This is a genomic window from Actinomadura sp., assembly GCF_044508335.1.
Lineage (GTDB): Bacteria > Actinomycetota > Actinomycetes > Streptosporangiales > Streptosporangiaceae > Spirillospora.
Map to the genome: position 1 here is coordinate 1 of NZ_JBIQHY010000084.1, position 19,814 is coordinate 19,814.

The 19,814-nt window shown below is 72.7% G+C and carries 20 protein-coding genes; 15 read left to right on the plus strand and 5 right to left on the minus strand.

Annotation, left to right across the window (positions count from 1 at the left end; translation table 11 throughout):
* The 6 genes from ACIWVC_RS24350 to ACIWVC_RS24375 all read left to right on the plus strand — a co-directional run.
* The coding region (locus tag ACIWVC_RS24350; RefSeq protein ID WP_396454614.1) for an NAD-dependent epimerase/dehydratase family protein at nt 1-579 on the plus strand (579 nt) is incomplete at its 5' end.
* On the plus strand, nt 576-1,727 hold the full coding sequence (locus ACIWVC_RS24355) for a glycosyltransferase family 4 protein (protein WP_396447283.1): 1,152 nt from the start codon (nt 576-578) through the stop codon (nt 1,725-1,727). The genes ACIWVC_RS24350 and ACIWVC_RS24355, both read left to right, overlap by 4 nt.
* Nucleotides 1,728-1,737: 10 nt before the next feature.
* A complete protein-coding gene (locus ACIWVC_RS24360; protein WP_396447284.1) occupies nt 1,738-2,469 on the plus strand; it encodes a hypothetical protein in 732 nt (243 codons plus the stop codon).
* Nucleotides 2,466-2,819, plus strand: a complete 354-nt coding sequence (locus ACIWVC_RS24365; protein ID WP_396447286.1) for a hypothetical protein — start codon at nt 2,466-2,468, stop codon at nt 2,817-2,819. The genes ACIWVC_RS24360 and ACIWVC_RS24365 overlap by 4 nt, the downstream gene beginning before the upstream one ends.
* Nucleotides 2,819-3,934, plus strand: a complete 1,116-nt coding sequence (locus ACIWVC_RS24370) for a glycosyltransferase family 4 protein (protein WP_396447287.1) — start codon at nt 2,819-2,821, stop codon at nt 3,932-3,934. The genes ACIWVC_RS24365 and ACIWVC_RS24370 overlap by 1 nt, the downstream gene beginning before the upstream one ends.
* 102 nt (nt 3,935-4,036) lie before the next feature.
* Complete coding sequence (locus ACIWVC_RS24375) at nt 4,037-4,717, plus strand: hypothetical protein (RefSeq protein WP_396447288.1); 681 nt, start codon at nt 4,037-4,039, stop codon at nt 4,715-4,717.
* On the opposite strand, the gene ACIWVC_RS24380 is transcribed toward ACIWVC_RS24375, so the two are convergent.
* From ACIWVC_RS24380 to ACIWVC_RS24390, 3 genes are all read right to left on the minus strand, one after another.
* Nucleotides 4,701-5,222: a YceI family protein gene (locus tag ACIWVC_RS24380; RefSeq protein ID WP_396447289.1), complete on the minus strand. Its 522-nt coding sequence runs from the start codon at nt 5,220-5,222 to the stop codon at nt 4,701-4,703. The two genes, ACIWVC_RS24375 and ACIWVC_RS24380, sit on opposite strands and share 17 nt — an antisense overlap.
* A 51-nt stretch (nt 5,223-5,273) precedes the next feature.
* Nucleotides 5,274-6,059 (minus strand): VanW family protein, encoded by a 786-nt coding sequence (locus ACIWVC_RS24385; RefSeq protein ID WP_396454615.1) that lies wholly within the window; start codon nt 6,057-6,059, stop codon nt 5,274-5,276.
* Nucleotides 6,060-6,278: 219 nt separating this feature from the next.
* Entirely contained in the window at nt 6,279-7,874 is a 1,596-nt protein-coding gene (locus ACIWVC_RS24390) for a bifunctional phosphatase PAP2/diacylglycerol kinase family protein (RefSeq protein WP_396447291.1), read from the minus strand.
* A 110-nt stretch (nt 7,875-7,984) separates the two neighbouring features.
* Here ACIWVC_RS24390 and ACIWVC_RS24395 point away from each other — a divergent pair, with 110 nt between their 5' ends.
* The 7 genes from ACIWVC_RS24395 to ACIWVC_RS24425 all read left to right on the plus strand — a co-directional run bounded on the left by ACIWVC_RS24395 (nt 7,985) and on the right by ACIWVC_RS24425 (nt 14,973).
* On the plus strand, nt 7,985-8,956 hold the full coding sequence (locus tag ACIWVC_RS24395; RefSeq protein WP_396447292.1) for an ABC transporter permease: 972 nt from the start codon (nt 7,985-7,987) through the stop codon (nt 8,954-8,956).
* 13 nt (nt 8,957-8,969) lie between these two features.
* The gene (locus tag ACIWVC_RS24400) at nt 8,970-9,755 is read left to right on the plus strand and encodes an ABC transporter ATP-binding protein (protein ID WP_396447317.1); all 786 of its coding nucleotides are present in this window, start codon (nt 8,970-8,972) and stop codon (nt 9,753-9,755) included.
* A 188-nt stretch (nt 9,756-9,943) separates the two neighbouring features.
* A complete protein-coding gene (locus ACIWVC_RS24405; protein WP_396447293.1) occupies nt 9,944-11,344 on the plus strand; it encodes an ABC transporter substrate-binding protein in 1,401 nt (466 codons plus the stop codon).
* 164 nt (nt 11,345-11,508) lie between these two features.
* The gene (locus tag ACIWVC_RS24410; RefSeq protein ID WP_396447294.1) at nt 11,509-12,597 is read left to right on the plus strand and encodes an ABC transporter ATP-binding protein; all 1,089 of its coding nucleotides are present in this window, start codon (nt 11,509-11,511) and stop codon (nt 12,595-12,597) included.
* The gene (locus ACIWVC_RS24415) at nt 12,594-13,532 is read left to right on the plus strand and encodes a carbohydrate ABC transporter permease (protein WP_396447295.1); all 939 of its coding nucleotides are present in this window, start codon (nt 12,594-12,596) and stop codon (nt 13,530-13,532) included. The genes ACIWVC_RS24410 and ACIWVC_RS24415 overlap by 4 nt, the downstream gene beginning before the upstream one ends.
* Nucleotides 13,529-14,404: a carbohydrate ABC transporter permease gene (locus ACIWVC_RS24420; protein ID WP_396447296.1), complete on the plus strand. Its 876-nt coding sequence runs from the start codon at nt 13,529-13,531 to the stop codon at nt 14,402-14,404. The genes ACIWVC_RS24415 and ACIWVC_RS24420 overlap by 4 nt, the downstream gene beginning before the upstream one ends.
* 50 nt (nt 14,405-14,454) lie before the next feature.
* Nucleotides 14,455-14,973 (plus strand): YbhB/YbcL family Raf kinase inhibitor-like protein, encoded by a 519-nt coding sequence (locus ACIWVC_RS24425; RefSeq protein WP_396447297.1) that lies wholly within the window; start codon nt 14,455-14,457, stop codon nt 14,971-14,973.
* A 37-nt stretch (nt 14,974-15,010) separates the two neighbouring features.
* On the opposite strand, the gene ACIWVC_RS24430 is transcribed toward ACIWVC_RS24425, so the two are convergent.
* Nucleotides 15,011-15,994 carry an ArsR/SmtB family transcription factor gene (locus tag ACIWVC_RS24430; protein WP_396447299.1) on the minus strand — a complete coding sequence of 328 codons (984 nt, stop codon included), beginning with the start codon at nt 15,992-15,994 and terminating at the stop codon, nt 15,011-15,013.
* Between the two features lie 58 nt (nt 15,995-16,052).
* On the opposite strand from ACIWVC_RS24430, the gene ACIWVC_RS24435 reads away from it, so the two are divergent.
* Entirely contained in the window at nt 16,053-17,246 is a 1,194-nt protein-coding gene (locus tag ACIWVC_RS24435) for an MFS transporter (RefSeq protein ID WP_396447300.1), read from the plus strand.
* Nucleotides 17,247-17,340: 94 nt separating this feature from the next.
* Here ACIWVC_RS24435 and ACIWVC_RS24440 read toward each other — a convergent pair whose 3' ends face one another.
* Nucleotides 17,341-18,657 carry a KamA family radical SAM protein gene (locus ACIWVC_RS24440; RefSeq protein ID WP_396447301.1) on the minus strand — a complete coding sequence of 439 codons (1,317 nt, stop codon included), beginning with the start codon at nt 18,655-18,657 and terminating at the stop codon, nt 17,341-17,343.
* Nucleotides 18,658-19,066: 409 nt separating this feature from the next.
* On the opposite strand from ACIWVC_RS24440, the gene ACIWVC_RS24445 reads away from it, so the two are divergent.
* Nucleotides 19,067-19,792, plus strand: a complete 726-nt coding sequence (locus ACIWVC_RS24445) for a DUF998 domain-containing protein (RefSeq protein ID WP_396447302.1) — start codon at nt 19,067-19,069, stop codon at nt 19,790-19,792.
* Nucleotides 19,793-19,814: the final 22 nt, after the last annotated feature.

The window sequence follows — 19,814 nt, forward strand, 5'->3', positions numbered from 1 at the left end:
TACGGGTCGGCGGGGCGCAGGCCGAACCGGGAGGACGACCCGCTGCGGCCCGAGAGCCCCTACGCGGTCAGCAAGGCCGAGGTGGAGCGGCTCGCCGGGCTGGCGGCGGAGGCCGGGCTGCGCACCGTGCTGCTCAGGTACTTCTCCGTCTACGGGCCCCGGCAGCGGCCCGACATGGCGTTCCACCGGTTCGTGGAGGCGGCGCTGGACGGGCGTCCGCTGCCCGTGTTCGGGGACGGGCTCAGGTCGCGCAGCTTCACCCATGTCAGGGACGTCGTCATCGCGACGCTCGCGGCGGCGGCCGAGGAGCTGCCGCCCGGTATCGCCATCAACGTCGGTCATCAGGAGCATGTGGCCGTGCGGGACGCGGTCGCCATGCTGACCGGCGCCCTCGGCGTCCGGGCGGAGATCCGGCGGGAGACGCCGGTGGCCGGGGACGCGTCCCGGACGTGGGCCGACATCGGGCGCGCCCGGCGGCTCCTGGGCTGGACGCCCGCGATCGGCCTCGCGGAAGGGCTCGACGACCAGATCGCCTGGCATCGGGCACTGCGGACGGTGGAGGAGGTGCGGGTCGGGTGAGGCATAGGGCGGCCTATGTCGCGTTCGACCGGTTCCCGTCCAGCAAAGGGTCGGCGGTGCACATCGCGCAGATGGCCGACGAGCTGTTCGCGCGGTACGGCGGCGGGCTCCTCGGCGTGATCGGCGGTGGCGGCCTGCCCCGCTACCAGCGCGAGGGGACGCGGGAGATCGCGCGGTTCGACGCGCGGATCCCCAACCTGATCGACCGGGCCGAGGCGTTCTCCGAGTGGGTCGCGCACCATCTGGCGCCGCACTGGGAGACCCTGGAGGTCTGCCACGTCCGGGATCCGTGGAGCGCGCTCCCGGCGGTCGCGGACGGGCGCCGCCACAAGGTCGTGTACGAGGTCAACGGCCTGCCGTCCATCGAGATGAGCCACACGTGGCCGTGGGCGGCGCCGAGCACGCTGGGCAAGATCCGCGAGCTGGAGCGGTTCTGCCTGGAGCGCAGCGACGCGGTCGTGGTGCCGTCGCGGGTGATCGGCGAGGCCGTCCGGGAGCGGGGCGTGCCCGGCGACCGGATCCACCTGGTCCCGAACGGCGCCGACGTTCCCCGTGAAACCGAACGCCCGGCCGACGCGCCTGAACGGTATGTCATCTATGTCGGCGCCCTGCAACCGTGGCAGGGGCTGGACGTGCTGATGCGGGCGTTCGCCCGGCTCGCCGACCTGCCCGGGCTGCGGCTGGTGGTCTGCGCGTCCGTCCCGGAGCGGCGGGCGAAACCGGCGCGGCGGCTGGCCGAGCGGCTCGGGGTCGCCGAGCGGGTCGACTGGCGGTTCACGCTGCCGCACCACGAGGTCGCCGCGTGGCTGGCGCACGCCGAGGCGTCGGTGGCGCCGCTGACCGGCTGCGCCCGCAACCTGGACCAGGGCTGCGCGCCGCTGAAGGTGATCGAGTCGATGGCCGCGGGCGTCCCGGTCGTCGCCTCGGACCTGCCGGCGGTGCGCGAGCTGATGGCGGACGGCGAGCACGGGCGGCTGGTCCCGGCCGACCGCCCCGCCGAGCTGGCCCGGGCCGTGCGCATCCTGCTGGAGTACCCGGACGAGGCCGCCGCGATGGGGCGGAGGGGCCGCGAGCACATCGAGGAGAGCCTGACCTGGGCGCGGTCGCGCGCCCGGCTGGCCGAGGTCTACCGCACGCTGGACCGATAGGTGGGATGTCATGTTCTGGCGTAAGCAGAAGGCCGCCATCGCGCGGTTCCATCCGCTGCACAGGTCGCTGACGCTGGAGAAGGGCTTCTCCGTCTCGCTGCCGCGGGACGAGTGGGAGCCGGTGATCGCGAGCATCGCGGGCCACGGCGCGGTGGTGAGGCGGAAGAAGTGGCGGCTGCACCAGCGCGTCCCGGGGGTGCTCGTGCCGATGCTGCGGGTGCTCGCCGCCGACATGGCGCCGGACGGGGTGCTGGCCGTGGCGGCGGACATGCGCGGCGCGCAGGTCCCGGAGAAGAACGGCCCGAAGCAGTCGCTGCCCTCCCGCCCGCCGATCTCCGGGCTGAAGCAGTGGTACGCGTTCGATCCGTGGCTGCGGATGCGGGCGCAGCTGCGCGACGGCAGCGTCCTGGACGTCGTGGTGACCGACCGGGTGCGCAGGCGCACCTACCGCAAGCGGAACCCGCGCGGGAAGATCAAGCTCAAGAGCAAGTCGAAGACGGTGCAGCTGGTGCGGGTCACCCGGCGGCTGCCGAAGGACGCGGTCGTCCAGCGGCCCCCGTCGCCGCCGCCCGGCTGGGTCCGGGTCCAGGTCAAGCAGGGCAGGCGGACGGTGATCCGGGCGAGCGGGAAGTTCCCCGGCCCGCGGGAGGACCAGGGGCTGGTCGACCTGATCCTGCAGGTGTCGACGGAGCCGTTCCGATGGACGCCGCCCGGCGCGGCGGCCGCGAGGAGGACCAAGTGACCCGCTGCGGTGTGACGACCGGATTCTTCGTGCTGGGACGCTGCGGCCAGGCCGCGGTGGCGTCCTGCCCGCAGTGCCGCCGCGCCGTCTGCGCCGCGCACGCCGCGCAGGGCGGGCTGTGCCCAGAGTGCGCGGCCGCGCAGGGGTACGGGACGCAGGACCCGCACCACCCGGCGTGGGCGGGCGGGTACCGGCGCCGCTACTACCGGAGCAGCTCCGAGGCCTACAACGACGTGTACTGGTACTCGGCGTTCGACGAGTACGACCGCGGGGCGTTCAACCCGGGTGACGACTTCTCGTACGGGGGCGACTGGGGGCCGGACGACGACACCGGGTTCGTGGACAGCTGATGCCGCGCGTCCTGTGGCTCACCGAGCACTACCCGCCGAGCCGCGGCGGCATGGCGCAGTCGTGCGACCGGATCGTGCGGGGGCTGCGCGGCGCGGGCGTCGAGCTCGACGTCGCCCACCTGACCCGCCGCGCCCGCCCGTGGGGCGTGCGGCGCGAGCACGGCGGGCGGCTGCTGACCGCCCCGCTCGGGGACGACTCCGAGCACGCGCTGCGCCGGCTGTGGACGACGATCAACGCCGAGAACCCGGCGGGCTACAGCCATGTGGTCGCGTTCGGCGGCGTGTACGCGATGCTCGCGGCGCCCGTCCTGTCGGCGCTGCTGGACGCGCCGCTGGTCACGCTGCTGCGCGGCAACGACATCGACGTCGGCGTGTTCTCGATGCGGCGGCGCGGGGTGCTGGCGGACGCGCTGCGCGCCTCGTCCCGCGTCTGCGTCGTTGCCCGGTCGCACGCGCCGCTGGTGGCGGCGCTCGCCCCGGACGTCCCCGTCGCGTTCGTGGCGAACAGCGTCGACACCGCGCAGTGGCGGATCCTGCCGTCCGAGCGGGCCAAGGGCGAGGCGTGGCGGGAGGGGAACGTCGCGCCGGGCCGCCGCACGATCGGCCTCATCGGGCAGCTCAAGGTCAAGAAGGGCGTCGGGTTCCTCCTCGACGCGCTCGCCGCGTCGGGCCGCGCCGACCGGTTCCACCTGCTGCTGGTCGGCGAGGTCGAGGAGTCGGTGCGGGAATGGCTGGCCGGGCGCGACGTCCCCCACTCGTTCCTGCCGTTCATGGACCGCTACGACCTCCCGGCCGTCTACGCGAGCTGCGACCTGGTCGCCCTGCCGTCGTTCTACGACGGGATGCCGAACGTCGCGCTGGAGGCGGCGGCGCTCGGCGTGCCGCTGCTCGCGTCGGACGGCGGCGGGCTCGCCGACCTGGTGGACGACGAGATCGGGTTCACGTTCCCGGCCGGGGACGCGCACGCCTGCCGGGCGGCGGTCGACCGGGCCGCGCGGGCGGGCGCCGAGGAGCTGGCGAAGCTGGGCGCGGCGGGCGCGGAGCGGGTCCGCCGCGACTTCACGCCCGCCGCCGAGACCGCCGGGTACCTGGCCGTCCTCGGCGCGGCCCGGTGACCGGCCGCCGCCCCGATGATCGTCTGCTACGCGGCCGGGGACGGGCTGGGCCATCTGACGCGGCTCCGGTCCGCCCTGCACACGTTGTCGCCGGACGGCCCCGTGACCGTGGTGACGGGGTCGCCGTTCGCGCGTGATCCGCGTGTCGCGGGCGGCTGGCAGGTCGTGGAGAGCGCCGCGGGCCTCGCACCGGACGAGGTGGTCGTGGACGCGTTCCCCGCCGGGCTCAAGGGCGAGCTCACCCGCTTCCCGCCCGGCACGAGGGTCACGCATCTGGCCCGGCTGCTGCGCTGGGACGCCTACCGGCCGCTCCTCCCCGCCGACCCTCCGCGTTTCGACCGCACCTTCGTCCTGGAACCCCTGGCCCCGGCCCACGACGCCTACCTGCGCGAGGTATCGGACGAAGTCTCACCGCTCACCCTCACCGATCCCCCATCGGAACCGATCGACGTGGACGGCTGGCTCATCGTCCACAGCGGCCCCGAGGCAGAGATCCTGGAACTCATCGCCTATGCGCAGGACATGGCGTCCGCCGAGAGGGTCGCTCCCCCCATGACCCTGGTGTCGCCCCAAAGACCGCACGACCTTCCCGCAGGGATCGCGCATCTCGACATCTACCCCGCCCACAGACCAGGCGCGAACGTCGACCGGATCATCACCGCGGCCGGTTTCAACACCGTCCGCCAGTTCGCGCCCTGGCGCGAGCGCCACCGCATGCTGCCGTTCCCGCGCAGCCTGGACGACCAGTTCGCCCGCGCGGCCCGCGCTAGGCGGGGAGCCTGAGGTCGAACTCGACCTCGACGTCGTCGGCGAGCCGCAGCGCGCCGAAGAACGCCGAGTACGGCTTGACGCCCCAGCGGGTCTGCGTCACCGTGGCGGCGCCCCGCACGCGGTCGCCGTCGCGCGAGGCGCGGATCCGCACCGGCTTCGTCCGCCCCATGATCGTCAGGTCGCCCTCGACGAAGTCCTCGCCGATCGCCGTCGAGACGAACACGACCTCCGGATACCGCCCGGTATCAAGGATCTTGCGCAGGTTCCTCCTGATGTCCGCGCGGTCCTGGTCGGTGAGCGGCAGCGCGCCGCCCGTCCCCTCCCGGACCTCCAGCCCGTCCACGCCGACGGCGACCTCGACCGACGACGCGTCCGGCGGCTCGCGGGCCTCGACCCGCGCCGTCCACCGGGTGGCCTCGATCGTCAGGTCGTGCCCCGCCCGCCGGCCGAGCCCGCTGCGGCCCGTCCTGAGCAGCAGCCGCCCGTCCTCCGGCCCCAGTTCGACTGTTCCCTCCATACCCTCACACTGCCACGCGGCGACCCGGCCGCCGCGTGGCGGGCCGCCGGGTCAGACGCACGTCACCTTCGGCTGCGGGCGGTACTCGGTGTGGAACCTCTCACGGCGCACCTTGCGGCCCCCGGAGTACAGCGTCCGCCAGACGTCGATCTCGAAGCCCTCCCGGCCGGCCATGGGGACGCACTTGCGGCCCCGCCCGACGCCCGTCCGGTACGGCTTGAACCCGTACCGCTCGGACGTCCGCGACCGCACGTCGTACTTGCGCTCGCCCCACAGGTTCACCGTCAGCGACGACCCCGTGTAGGTCACCTGGATCCGCACGGGGGCGTCGGTGTCGTTCTTCCACGTGAAATCGAGCTGCGGATAGGACACCGCGGCCTCCCGCCCCTCCGGGTACTCCGGCATCCACATCGTGTGCGCGCGCGACTCGCGGATGTCGAGCCCGGCCCGGAACACGGCGTTGAACAGCGTCGTGGACACCTGGCAGATGCCGCCGCCCACGTCCTTCACCAGCCGCGCCCCCATGATGGCGGGCGCCGGCACGTACCCGCGGCTCCTGACGCGCGGCCCGACGACGTCGTTGAAGGAGAACGTCGTCCTCGGCTCCACGATGTGCCCGTCCAGGATCCGCGCCGCCAGCTCGATGTTGCGGACGCGCGGCTCCCCCGGCTTGAACCGCGTCGTGTAGGTGCTCATGGGCCGCCGCGGCGGCGCCGCGTCCGGCCGGCCGGGCACGGGACGGCCGGGGACGGCCTGCGCCGCCGACGCCCCCCGCTCGCGCGGGACCTCCAGGTAGGCGCCGAGCAGCAGCCCGGTCGTCGCGAGCGCCCCCGCCACGATCGGCCACCACTGCCGGACGCAGCGCCGCAGCTGCCGCTGGCGGCTGCGACGGCACCGGCCCGGCCGGGTCCGTCCCACGACTCACCCCCCGAAGATCCCCCACCGGGATCCTGCACCGGACCCTGCCGTCCCTCCGGGGCCGACTCCCACCCCTTTACCGGAACAAGACCGGCGCCCGACCAACCCGGGCGCCGATCGTGACGTGCCGTCCGCCCGCTAGTCCGCGGGGAGGAACACCGCGAGGGCGCCGGGGCGCTTGCCGAACCGCACCGCCGCGGGCAGCGTCGCGACCTCGCCGTCGCGCGCCAGCCGCAGCTCGCCGTCCGGGGCGACGACCTCCAGTCCGCTCGTGCGCCACTCCCGGTAGCCGGGGGTGACGTGCAGGTGCCCGGCGAGGACCGCGGCGACCGCGCGGACCCGGGGGACGCGCCGCCCCGTGGTCACCATCCGGACGTCGAGCCGCCCGTCGTCCAGCCGGCCGCGCCAGGTCGGGGCGGCGCCCCGCGAGCCGAACACGCAGTTGCCGACGAACGCCAGCCAGACCCGCATCCGGTGGCCGTCCACCAGCAGCTCGACCGGCTCGGCGTGCCGCAGCGTCCGGACGGCGGCCACCGCGAGCGCCGGCCACTTGCCGATCCGCTTCCGCAGCCTCTCGCGCCGGTCCACCAGCTCGGTGTAGGCGCCGAAGCCGGCGGTGTTGAGGAACGGGTGCTCCTCGTCGCGGTCCGGGCCGCCGGCCACCGGTGCGACGTAGGCGACGTCCACCCGGCCGAGCCGGCCGCCCCGGTACGCGGTGATCGCCTCCGCCGCCGACTCGATGCCGAGCGCGCGGGCGAAGTGGTCCAGGGTCCCGCCGGGGACGACCAGCAGCGGGACGCCGTGCTTCAGCGCCGCCCGCGCGGCCGCGTTCACGGTGCCGTCGCCGCCGACGACCGCCAGCGCCCCGGCCCGCCCGGCCGCCTCGTCGAACGCCTTGTCGATGTCGTCGTCCGGCTCCAGGCGGACGACCTCCGCGGCCGGCAGCTCCCGTTCGAGCAGCGCGAGCGCCACCTCCGGGCGCCCCGGCAGCGAGATCCCGGCGGCCGCCTCGCCGCCGCCCGCACCGGTGTTGCCGACGACGACCAGGCCGCGCCCGTCGCCGGCGACCTCCGCCCGCGCACCGCCGCTCCCGGCCGCGGCCACCGGCGGGCGGGCCGGCCACAGCGTGCGCGTCCCGAACGCCGCGAGCGCGCCGACCCCGAGCCCGGCGAGGACGTCGCCCGGGTAGTGCGCGCCGGTGTAGACGCGGGAGAACGCCACCGCCGCGGCCGCCGCCGCGACCGGGACCGCGACCCGGCGCGGCGCCTCCAGCGCGACGCCCGCCGCGAACGCCGCGGCGGACGCCGAGTGGCCGGACGGGAACGCGTGCGAGGTCGGCAGCTTCCAGCGGATCCGGATCGGCGGCACCAGGTCCACGACGGGGCGCTTGCGGCGGAACGCCTGCTTGCCGATCAGGTTCACGGCCGGGCTCGCCACCGCGACCGCGATCGAGCCGCGCAGCGCCGCGCGCCGCAGCCGGGGCCGGCCCGTGATTCCCATCACTCCCGCGGTCGTGAACCACAGCACGCCGTGGTCGGCGATCCGCGACAGGCGGGGCAGGACGTACTCGAGGCCGCGCAGCCGCGCGGCCGCCACCCGGTCGAACGCCCACCGGTCGACCCGCCCGAGCCTCCTGAGCAGCGGCCCGGAGCGGTGCGCGGGGACCGGCTCGTGACGACGCCGTATGACGGACCGTGACGGCAGGATCCTGCTCCGTGAGTGGTTGACCCGCATGTCCGGGGTATCCCCAGGGACGGCGACATGATTCCGTAAAGATCTCAAATCGGGGGTCACATGCGGGCGAACGTCACTCTCGACTCATCGACTGCAATAGGCTTCGCGACATGAGTCACCCGGAACGGCTCGGTTCCCCGGGTGGCGAGTCGGTCGACACGATCGCGGAGCCTTTCCACGTGAACGAGACCCTGGCCGACTACGCCGCACGACACGGGCTGAGGCAGAGCGCTGCGCGCCCCCCGCTGCGCAAGTACATCCAGGATGTGTGGGCTCGCCGGAACTTCATCTGGGCGTTCGCATCCGCCAAGAACATCTCGATGTACACCGACTCGCGGCTCGGGCAGGTATGGCAGCTGTTGACGCCGCTCCTCAACGCGGCGGTGTACTACCTGATCTTCGGGCTGCTGCTGGACACCAGCCGCGGCCTGCCCGACTTCATCCCCTTCCTCGTGACCGGAGTCTTCCTCTTCGGCTTCACGCAGCGGTCCATCACCTCGGGGGCGAAGTCGGTCGGCAACAACCTCTCGCTGATCCGGGCCCTGCACTTCCCGCGCGCCACGCTGCCGCTGGCGATCGCGATCGTCGAGTTCCAGCAGCTCCTGCTGTCCCTGATCGTGCTGTTCGCGATCATCTTCGCGTTCGGTGAGCCGCTGAGCCTCGACATGGTGCTGTTCATCCCCGTGGTGGCGCTGCAGCTCATGTTCAACGTGGGCATCAGCATGGTGATGGCGCGGCTGGGCGCCTTCAACCGCGACATCACGCAGCTGCTGCCGTTCGTCATGCGGACGTGGCTCTACATGTCCGGCGTCATCTTCAGCCTCCCGACGCTGATGAAGCCCGGCTCGAAGCTCGCCGAATACCCGTTCCTCGCCGAGCTGCTGAAGGCCAATCCGGCATACGTGTACGTCGAGTTGAGCCGGCACATGCTCCTCGGCGAGTATCGCGACCATGTCGAGAACAAGCTGGGCATACACGCGACGGGCCAGCTCTGGCTGTACGCCGTACTCTGGGCGGCGGTGATGCTGGTCGGCGGATTCATGTACTTCTACCGTGCCGAGGAGCGATACGGCCGTGGCTGACACGAAGGTGCGCATGGACCCAGCCACCAACCCGGTGCAGATCGACCCGTCCCGCGAGCCGATCGTCGTCGTGGACGACCTGCACATCGTGTACCGGGTGTACGGGGCGGGCGGCAAGGGCAACGCCGCGAGCGCGTTCTCGCGCATCGTCCTCCGGCGGCACCGCCCCACGATGACCGAGGTCCACGCGATCAGGGGCCTGTCGTTCGTCGCCTACCGGGGCGAGGCGATCGGCATCATCGGCACCAACGGCTCCGGCAAGTCGACGCTGCTGAAGGCCATCGCCGGGCTGCTGCCCCCGCACCGCGGCGGCGTCTACACCGACGGGCAGCCGTCCCTGCTGGGTGTGAACGCCGCCCTGATGAAGGACCTCACGGGCGAGCGCAACATCGTCCTCGGCTGCCTGGCCATGGGCATGACCCAGGCGGAGACCAGGGCCAAGTACCAGGAGATCGTGAACTTCGCCGGGCTCAAGGAGGGCTTCATCCAGTACCCGATGCGGACGTACTCGTCCGGCATGGGGGCGCGGCTCCGGTTCGCGATCGCCGCGGCGAAGACCCACGACGTGCTGCTGATCGACGAGGCCCTCGCCACCGGCGACGCCAAGTTCCGGCGCAAGAGCAAGGCCCGGATCGACGAGCTGCGCAAGGAGGCCGGCGCGGTGTTCCTCGTCGCCCACCAGCTCGACACGGTCAAGGAGATGTGCGACCGCGTCATCTGGATCGACGAGGGCCGGATGCACATGGACGGCGACCCCGAAGAGGTCATCGCCGCCTACACCGAGGCCACCGGGAAGTAGGCCGCCGGGAGGCGGGCTCCGGAAATGGGACGCCCGAAACCGGTAACAGGGCGGTAACGCGGCGGCACCGCTGGGGCCGGTGGTGCCGGTGGGGCCAGAGTGACGCAGAGTTACCGGATCGTCTCTGGATGGGGCCGCCCAGCCGATCTACCTTCGAGGGGAGACCTTCAGCGGCGAGGGAGACCCCCATGGCCGAGCGGCTGAGCAGACGCGGCTTCCTATCCTCCACGGCGCTCGCAGCGGGTGGTTACGGTCTCCTGGCGGCATGCGCCAGCGAGTCCAGCGGCCCCCAGGCGAAGAACACCGGCAACGCCCCGAAGGAGGTGTTCACCGCCCCCGCGAAGAAGCTGAGCGGCTCGCTCAGCATCCTGATGTGGAGCCACTTCGTGCCCCGGCACGACAAGTGGTTCGACAAGTTCCTCTCCGACTGGGGGGAGAAGGTCGGGGTCGAGGTCCGGGTCGACCACATCAACACGGTGGACGTCCCGCGCCGCGCCGCCTCGGAGATCCAGGCCGGGCGCGGCCACGACCTCATCCAGCACATCGCGCCGTTCTCGCAGTACGAGCCGTCCGTCCTCGACATGACCGACGTGGTGCAGGAGGCCAACCGGCGCTGGGGGCAGCAGCTGGAGCTGTGCCGCAAGTCGAGCTACAACCCCAACACCAAGAAGTTCTACGCCTACTGCCCCGGCTGGGCGCCCGACCCCGGCGACTACCGCAAGTCGATGTGGCAGAAGGCCGGCATGCCGAACGGCCCGACCAGCTGGGACGACCTGCTGCGCGGCGCCGCCGAGATCAAGAAGCAGACCGGGGTGCCGTGCGGCATAGGGCTGTCGCCGGAGACCGACTCCAACATGGCCGCGCGGGCGCTGCTGTGGTCGTTCGGCGGGTCCGTCCAGGACCAGGACGAGAAGGTCGTGCTGAACTCCGACGCCACCGTCGCGGCCGTCGAGTACATGGCGCGGCTGTTCAAGGAGGCCGAGACCAGCGAGGTCTTCTCGTGGACGCCGGCGTCCAACAACCAGGCGCTCATCGCCGGGAAGTCGTCCTACATCCTCAACTCGATCTCGGCGTGGCGCACCGCGATGGGCACCAACCGGACGATCGGCGACGACATCTTCTTCGTGCCGGCGCTGCGCGGGCCGAAGGCGGCGATGGCCGCGCAGCACGTCATCCAGCAGTGGATCGTGCCGAAGTACGCGGCGAACCCGGACGCGGCGAAGGAGTTCCTGCTGCACTACACGGCGAACTTCCCGTCGGTGTCGTACTACTCGGAGCTGTACGACCTGCCGGGGTGGCCGTCGCTCGTCCCGCAGCTCAACGGCTGGCTCGACAACGACCCGTGGGGCGCGAAACCGGCGAACAAGCTGAGCCTGCTGAAGACGGCGACGTCGTGGAGCGCGAACATCGGCTACCCGGGCCCGTCCAACCCGGCGATCGGCGAGATCTTCAACACCAACGTGCTGCCGACGATGTTCGGCCGCGCCGCCCGCGGCCAGGCGTCCCCGAAGCAGGCCGTCGCCGACGCCCACGACCGCGCCGAGGCGATCTTCAAGAACTGGCGCGGCCGCGGCCTCGTGGGCGGTTGAGCCCGCGCGGGCACGGGCGGGCGCCCGGCGCCCGGCGCCCGGGCTGAGGCGCCTGAACCGAGAGCGCCACGACCGAGAGCGCGGCAATCGAGGAACGAGCGACCGGAGCGACGGGGCAAGGCGCCGCGTGAAGCGCCCGCCCGCCGCCGAGCGGAGGCGAGGCTTTGAACACCGTAGAGGTCAAGGGGCTGGTGAAGACCTTCGACGGGCACGTGCGGGCCCGGCGGAGGGGGTCGCGGCACGCGCGGGGCGCGTCGGTGCGCGCGCTGGACGGGGTCGACCTGGCCGCGGAGCCCGGCGAGTACCTGGTCCTGCTCGGGCCGTCCGGGTGCGGGAAGACCACGCTGCTGCGCACGATCGCGGGCCTGGAGCAGCCCACCGAGGGCGAGGTGCTGATCGGCGGGAGCGTCGTGAACGGCCTCCCGCCCCGGGTCCGGCAGATCGCGATGGTGTTCCAGTCGTACGCGCTGTACCCGCACAAGACGGTGATGGACAACATCATCTTCCCGCTGCGGGCCGAGGGCATGGAGCGCGGCGAGCGGGAGAAGAAGGCGCGCTGGGCGGCGGAGCTGCTGGAGATCGAGCCGCTGCTGCGCCGCAAGCCGCGGCAGCTGTCGGGCGGTGAGCGGCAGCGGGTGGCGCTGGCGCGGGCGCTCGTCCGGGATCCGGCGGTCTTCCTGCTGGACGAGCCGCTGTCCAACCTCGACGCGAAGATGCGGGCGACGGCGCGGGACGAGCTGAAGCGCTTCCAGGAGCGGGTCGGCACCACCACGATCTACGTCACGCACGACCAGGCGGAGGCGATGGGGCTCGGCGACCGGATCGCGGTGCTGGAGCACGGCCGCGTCCGGCAGGTCGGGACGCCGCAGGAGGTGTACGACGACCCGTCCGACACGTTCGTCGCGACGTTCATCGGGTCGCCGCCGATGAACCTGGTCGAGCGGGACGGGGTGCTGGTGGGGTTCCGCCCCGAGCACCTGCTGCCCGCCGAGAACGTCGCCGCGGCGGAGCGGGTGACGATGCCGCTGCAGGTCGAGCGGATGGAGTACCTGTCCGGCGACCGGCACGTGTACGGGACGGTGACGGGCATCGGCGCGGAGACCCGCGTCATCGCCCGGCTGCCCGCGACCGTGGGCACGCCGCTGGAGGCCGGGGAGACGCACGAGTTCGCGGTGCCGTCCGGCCGGTTCCGGTTCTTCGACGCCGAGACCGGCGCCCGGCGGGCGCCCGTGCCGATCGGCGGGCCGGCATGACCCGCACGCGGACGGGCCCGGAACCGGTCGCGGTGGAGGCGCCGCGCGGGCGGGCGGGCCTCGCCGACCGGGAGGGGTTCCTGGCCTGGGCGATGCTGCTCCCGTCGGTCGTCTACATCATCGCGCTGGTCGGGATCCCGTTCCTGCTGGCCATCGCGTTCGCGTTCTCGGACGTGACGACCGGCGACCCGTCCTTCGACTGGGTGGGGTTCCAGAACTTCGACGCGGTGTTCGGCGACGGGGTGTTCTGGCGGGCGCTCCGCAACACGCTGATCTTCACGCTGGTGAGCATGGTGCTGATCGTCCTGTTCGGGAAGATCCTCGCCAACATCCTGGTCGCCGACTTCCGCGGGAAGTGGTTCGTCCGGTTCCTGGTGCTGCTGCCGTGGACGACGCCGGTGGCGCTGTCGACGATCTCGTGGCTGTGGTTCCTCGACTCGATCTACTCGCCGGCCGACTGGGTGCTCCGCCACCTCGGGCTGATCGACGGGAACGTGGTGTGGCTCGGGAAGCCGGGGACGGCGATGGCGTCGGTGATCGCCGTGCAGACGTGGCGGCTGACCCCGCTCGCCGCGGTGATCGTGATGGCCGGGCTGGTCGCGATCCCCCGCGACATCGACGAGGCGGCGCGGATCGACGGCGCCGGGTTCTGGCGGCGGATGTTCGAGGTGACGATCCCGCTGACGCTCCCGGTCATCGCCGTCGCCGGGCTGTTCGGCGCGATCATGACGTTCACCGACATGACCGTCCCGTACGTGCTGACGCGCGGCGGCCCGACGCACTCGACGGACGTCCTCGCGTCGTGGGCGTACTTCCGCGGCATTGAGGGCGGGGACGTCGGGCAGGGCGCGGCGATCGCGCTGTTCCTGTTCCCGCTGCTGCTCGCCGGCGCGATCGCGATCCTGCGCGCCGTCCGCCGATTGGAGGGCCAATGAGCACCGACGTCGTCGCGCTGCGGCGCAGGTACGCGCGGCGGCACGTGGCGGCGCGCTGCGGGGTGTACGCGGCGGCGGTCCTGGCCGCGCTGGTGTGCGCGCTGCCGTTCCTGTGGAGCGTGATCAGCGCGTTCAAGCAGAACCAGGACCTCTACGACCCCGAGAGCAACCCGTTCTTCTTCAACAAGCCGGCGACGCCCGACCACATCACGTTCCTGTTCACCGACACCCCGTTCCTGACGTTCGTGGTCAACACGCTGATCGTGGGCGCGGCGGTGGTGGCGATCACGCTGGTGCTCGCGCTGCCCGCCGCGTACTCGCTGGCCCGGCTGGACCGGCCGTGGGGCACGCCGATGGGCATCGCGATCTTCATGGTGTACCTGGTGCCGCCGTCGCTGCTGTTCCTGTCGCTGACCCGCGTCGTGGTGGCGCTGCACCTGGAGGACACGCTCTGGTCGATGATCGTCGTGTATCCGACGATCACGGTTCCGGTGTCGGTCTGGCTGCTGATCGGATTCCTGAAGGCCGTGCCGAAGGACGTCGAGGAGCAGGCCATGGTGGACGGCTACAGCCGCCTCGGCGCGTTCGTGCGGACCGTCCTGCCGCTGGTCTTCCCGGGGATCGTCGCGGTCGTCGTGTTCAGCTTCACGCTCACGTCCAGCGAGTTCGTGTACGCGCTGGCGTTCGTGTCGGCGAGCCCGGAGATGGTGGTCAGCACCGGTGTGCCGACCCAGCTCGTCCGCGGGGACGTGTTCTTCTGGCAGTCGCTGCAGGCGTCCACGGTGATCACGGCGGTGCCGATCGCGTTCCTGTTCAACCTGTTCCTGGACCGTTTCGTCACCGGGTTCACGATGGGCGCGGTCAAGACCTGATCGCCCTGATAGAGATGGAGGGACAGCACAAGACGATGTAGGAGGTCGCCATGGCCAAGCCGCCGCTTCCGAGCGAGTACCTGCCCGAAGTCCCGTCGTTCACGGTCACCAGCGAGGACATCGCCGACGGCGAGCGGCTCCCGGACGAGCACGTCTTCGACGACTGGGGGTTCAGCGGCGGCAACAAGTCCCCGCACCTGAGCTGGTCGGGGTTCCCCGCCGAGACCAAGAGCTTCGCCGTGACCTGCTATGACCCGGACGCGCCGACCGGCAGCGGTTTCTGGCACTGGTGCCTGTTCGACATCCCGGCCGACGTGACCGAGCTGCCCACCGGCGCCGGCACCGAGGACTCCAAGATCGGTGTGCACGCCCGCAACGACTACGGCGTGAAGGCGTTCGGCGGCGCCGCCCCGCCGCCCGGCGACCCGCACCGCTACGTGTTCACCGTCCACGCGCTGGACGTGGAGTCGCTCGGGCTCGGCTCCGACACGTCCCCGGCCGTCGTCGGCTTCAACATCACGGCGCACACGCTGGCCCGCGCGACGATCGTCGCCGTCTACGGCACCTGACCCGCCCGTCCCGCGTCGCGGCGGCTTCCCCGGCCGGCTACGCCGGAGGGGAGCCGCCGGCGAGCACGTCCCCGACCGCCGTCCGGCGGTAGAGGACCGAGCGGCCGCTGCGCTCCCGCGTGACGAGCCCCGACCCGCGCAGCACCGCGAGATGGTCGCCGATCCCGCCGACGCTCATGCGCATCCGGGCGCTGAGCCAGGTGGTGGTGGCCGGCTCCGCGAGCAGGCGCAGCAGCTCGGCCCGCGTGCGGCCGACCAGCCGGGCGAGGGCGTCCTCGCCGCGCGGCGCGCGGCTCTCCCAGAGGGCCGCCACTCCCCTGGCCCGGTACATCAGCGTGTACGGCCAGTCCTGTTCGAGCGCGGCGCCGAGCTCGGAGAAGACCACGGGCACGAACATCAGCCCGGCGCCGCCCAGCCGGTAGGTGGCGTCGCCGCTGATGCCGGCCTCGATGACGCCGTCCCGCCAGCGCACCTGGCGGGACAGGCCGTCCAGCGCCTCGGCCCAGCCGTAGGCGGCGAGCCGCCCCGCGCGGTGCACGATGTCGCGTTCCAGGATCGAGCGCACCACCGCCCAGTCCGGTTCCACCAGGGCGCGCCACACGGTCTCCAGGCCGGCGGCGAGCCGCTCCACCATGTCGGGTGCCTCCAGGACGTCCCGGATCGCGGCGTCCGGTTCCGGCAGCCCCTCCAGGTTGCGGGCGATCTCCCGGCGCGCCTGGTCGAGCGGCGTGGCCCGGACGGTCGCCAGCTGCTCGGCGACGGTGAGGTTCGGCCGGGCGGGCGGCGGGACGACGAAGTCGGCCATGTACCCGGCCGGGCGCCGCAGGAAGGCGAGCGCGCGCACGGCCGGGTCGCCCGCGATCCGCCGGTAGGCGGGGCGGGCGCGCTCCACCCACGGCCCGAGCGGCCCGACCGGCATCCGCCCCGCCACCAGGCCGAGCGCGCTGTGCGCCTCGATCAGCGGCGCGATCCCGAACCGGCTGGCCGCGAGGTCCCCGGGGCCGACCTCGATGCGGTACACGTTTCGCTCCTCCCCGAAACATTGTCGCCGACGGCGCCGGCCGCCGCAGAGTCGCGGCATGACCGCCCCCTCCGCCGCGCCCGCGCGGTACCGCGACGTGTTCGCCGTCCCCGAGTTCCGGACGCTGTTCTCCCTGCAGACGCTCCAGGTGGCCGGCGACTCGGTCCGGACGATCGCGCTGTCCGTCCAGACGTTCGAGCGGACCGGCTCGCCCGTCACGGCGGCGCTCGTCTTCGCCGCCGGCATGCTCCCGTACGCGGTGGGCGGCGCGCTGCTGCTGTCGCTCGCGGACCGGGTCCCTCCCCGGCGGCTGCTCACCGGCTACCACCTGCTGCGCCTCGCGGTCACGGCCGTCCTCGCGGTGGGCGGCCTCCCGGTGCCGGCGATCATGGCACTCCTCGTCGCGGCCGGGCTGTTCGCCCCGGTCGGCGGCGCGACCGTCCAGGCCCGGCTGCCCGCGCTGCTCCCCGGGGACGGCTACGTACTCGGCCGGTCGCTGTTCACGATGACGAGCGCGGGCGCCCAGATCACCGGCCAGGCGGCGGGCGGGCTGCTGCTGTCGACGCTCACCCCGTCCGGGACGCTGTGGCTCGCGGCGGCGAGCGCGGCGCTCGCCACGGTGCTCGCCCGCTTCCGGCTCCCGGACGTCCCCGCGGTGTCCCGGGCGCCGTCGGCGGGCATGGCGCGCGACACCTGGCGGACCAACCGGCGCCTCCTCGGCGGCCGCACCACGCGCGGGCCGCTCCTGGCGGGCTGGCTGCCGATCTCGCTGTCGGTCGGGGCGGAGGGGATCGCGGTCCCGTACGCCGGGGCGCACGGGAGCGCGGACGCGGCTGGATTGATGCTGTCCGCCGCCGCGGCCGGGATGTTCGCCGGGAACTTCGCGGCGGGCCGGCTGGTCCGCCCGCACCTGCGGGAGCGGCTCACCCTGCCGCTGGCCATGCTGACCGGCGCGCCCCTCCTGCTGTTCGCCTTCGGGCCGGGCCCGGCGGCGGCGTGCGCGCTGATGGCCGCGGGGACGTTCGGGCTCGGCTACGAGCTGGCCGTCCAGCGCCGCCTCGTGGACGCGGTGCCGGAGGAGATCCGGGGGCAGGCGATCGGCCTGTACGGCAGCGGCCTCATGACCGGGCAGGCGGCCGGCATCGCGGCGGCGGGCGCCCTGGGCGAGCTCCTGCCGCCCGGCCGGGTCATGGTGCTGTGCGGCGGAGCCGCGCTCGCCTCCTGCCTGTGCCTCGCCCGCCACCTGCGGTGAGCCGCGCGGCCCGGACACGGGGGCGTCCGGGCGCCCGGCGGTGCTCAGCCGGGGCCGGCCGCGCACTCGGTGCGCGTCCGGCCCCGGCGGCCGGTCACGTCTCCCAGGGGAAGCGGTCGGCGAAGGCCGGCTTCAGGTCGTCCAGCCAGACCGCGTTCGGGTCGTACTGGGCGTAGAAGGGCTTGCCCACCAGGTCGGCGTCGCGGCACTGGATGAAGTGCAGGGCGAAGACCTTCTGGTCGAACAGGTCGACCACGCCGTCCACGCAGACCTTGCCGGGCGTCGCCGACATGGACGGGCCCCGGACGGTCCGGGCCAGGCCGGAGACGTTCTTGTAGGCGTCCCGGAAGATCTCGTACGCCCGGGCGAGCGGCACCGCGAAGTAGTCCTGCGGCCCGGTGTCCCGCTCGACGAACATGTAGTACGGGACGAGGCCCATCCGCGTCTGGGCGCGCCACATGGTCTCCCACGTCTTGGCGTCGTCGTTGATCGTGCGGATGAGCGGGGCCTGGGTGCGGATGACCGCGCCGGTGTCGCGGATGCGGCGGCACGCCTCGGTGACCATGAGGGGTTCGAGCTCGCGCGGGTGGGAGAAGTGCGCCATGAACGCGAGGTTCTTGCCCGACTCCACGACCTGCTCGAACAGGCGGAGCATGTCGTCGGCGTCCGGGTCGGTGACGAACTTCTGCGGCCAGTAGGCGAGCGACTTGGTCCCGATCCGGATGGATTCGAGCTGTTCGAGGTCGAGCAGCGGCTCGATGTAGCGGCGCAGCACCGGCTCGCCCATGATCATGGCGTCGCCGCCGGTGAACAGGACGCTGGTCACCTCGGGATGGGAGACGAGGTAGTCGCGCAGCTGGGTGACGTCGTCGCCGGCCATCTTCAGGTCGGCCTCGCCGACGAACTGGGCCCAGCGGAAGCAGTACGTGCAGTACGCATGGCACGTCTGGCCCTGCTTGGGGAAGTACAGCACCGTCTCGTCGTACTTGTGCTGCATGCCGGGGATCTTGCCGTCGCCGAAGGAGGGGACGTTCAGCTCCATCTGGCCGGCGGGGTGCGGGTTCAGCTTCATCCGCACGTGGTGCGCGGCGGCCTCGATCTCGGCCTTGGGCGCGTCGCGGCGCAGCAGGTCCGACAGGTGGGCGACGTCCTCGGCGGGGAGCATGTCCGCCTGCGGGAAGACGAGCCGGTAGATCGGGTCGTCGGGCGCGGCCGACCAGTCGATGAGCTCCTCGATGACGTAGGCGTTCGTCCGGAAGGGCAGGACCGTCGCCACCGCCCGGGTCGCGAGCCGCTGCTCCGGGGACAACCCTGCGCGAGCGGTGAGCTCGTCCAGGTGCTTCGCCGTGAAGGCGCGGAACTTGCGACCGGTGGATCGCACCGCGGGAGCCGCGTCGTTCACCAGTGTCACGTGTTGGTACTCCTTGCTGTCAGCGGGGGAAGCGCACCCCGGCGCGTCGTCACGGACGGTGATCAGATGTTCCAGGGACACCCCCATTCAACCCTTTGGGACAGGTTCATGCCGAATTGATACCCCTCACCCGGTGTGGGCAAAGGCTGGTCAACGGACGATTCAGGCAAATCGCCTGGACATCATCGTTGACGGTCCGTCTCTTGTACAACGACTACGGGACGTCAACTTCTCCGTCAGCGGAGCACCGGCGCCCGTCCACGGACACTGCCAGCGGATTCACCCCAATCCCGGCCCCGGGCGCCGCCGCCGCCGATCTTCGTCGATACTGGGCGGGGCGGGCAGGACCGAGCGGCGTGGCCGCGGCGCGCGACGGGCGCGGCGCGATCAGGCGGCGTGAGGGGGGCCGGTGGACTCTGACGTACGGGACGGGCCGGGCACCGTCCCCATGCGCGTGATCGTCCTCGCGGCCGTCGCGGCGGTCACCTACTCGACGTTCGTGTTGGAGAACGTCCTCAGTCCCAAGCTCGACTTCTTCAACGGCTACGTCAGCGAGCTGTCGGCGTCCGACCAGCCCTACCACCTCGTCTACAGCGCGGGCGACCTGGTCACCGGGCTGCTGTCGATCCTGGTGGCGGCCGAGACGCTCCGCAGGCTCACCCGCAGGCCCCTCGCCACGGCCGGATGGACGTTCCTCGGGCTGTTCGGCGTGTGCGCGATCGGGGACGCGTCCTTCCCGCTGGACTGCGCCCCCAGCCTGGAGACGTGGTGCGCGCTGCGGGAGCGCTCCGAGCACGTGTCGTTCTCCCACGAGTTCCACTCGGTGACCAGCAGCGCGGTGATCGTCTGCGGTGTCGCCGCGCTGCTGCTCCTGTCGCTGGCCGCCCGCCGGTACGGGTGGTGGCCGGCGCTCGCCCGCTGGGGGTGGCTGCTGGCGCTCGCCGAGTCGGTGTCCGCGCTGGGCACGCTCGTCGCGATGTACCTGGGGCAGTGGCTCGGCGTCGTCCAGCGCGTCCAGATCAGCATCCTGTGCCTGGGCCTGCTGGTCATCTCCTGGGCGCTGTACGCCGACCGGCGGGACGCGGCGCGCGCATCGCGGGCCGCCGCGGCGGCGAAGGAGGGAGCGTATCCATGAACGAGCCGGCGAGCGGCGCGGT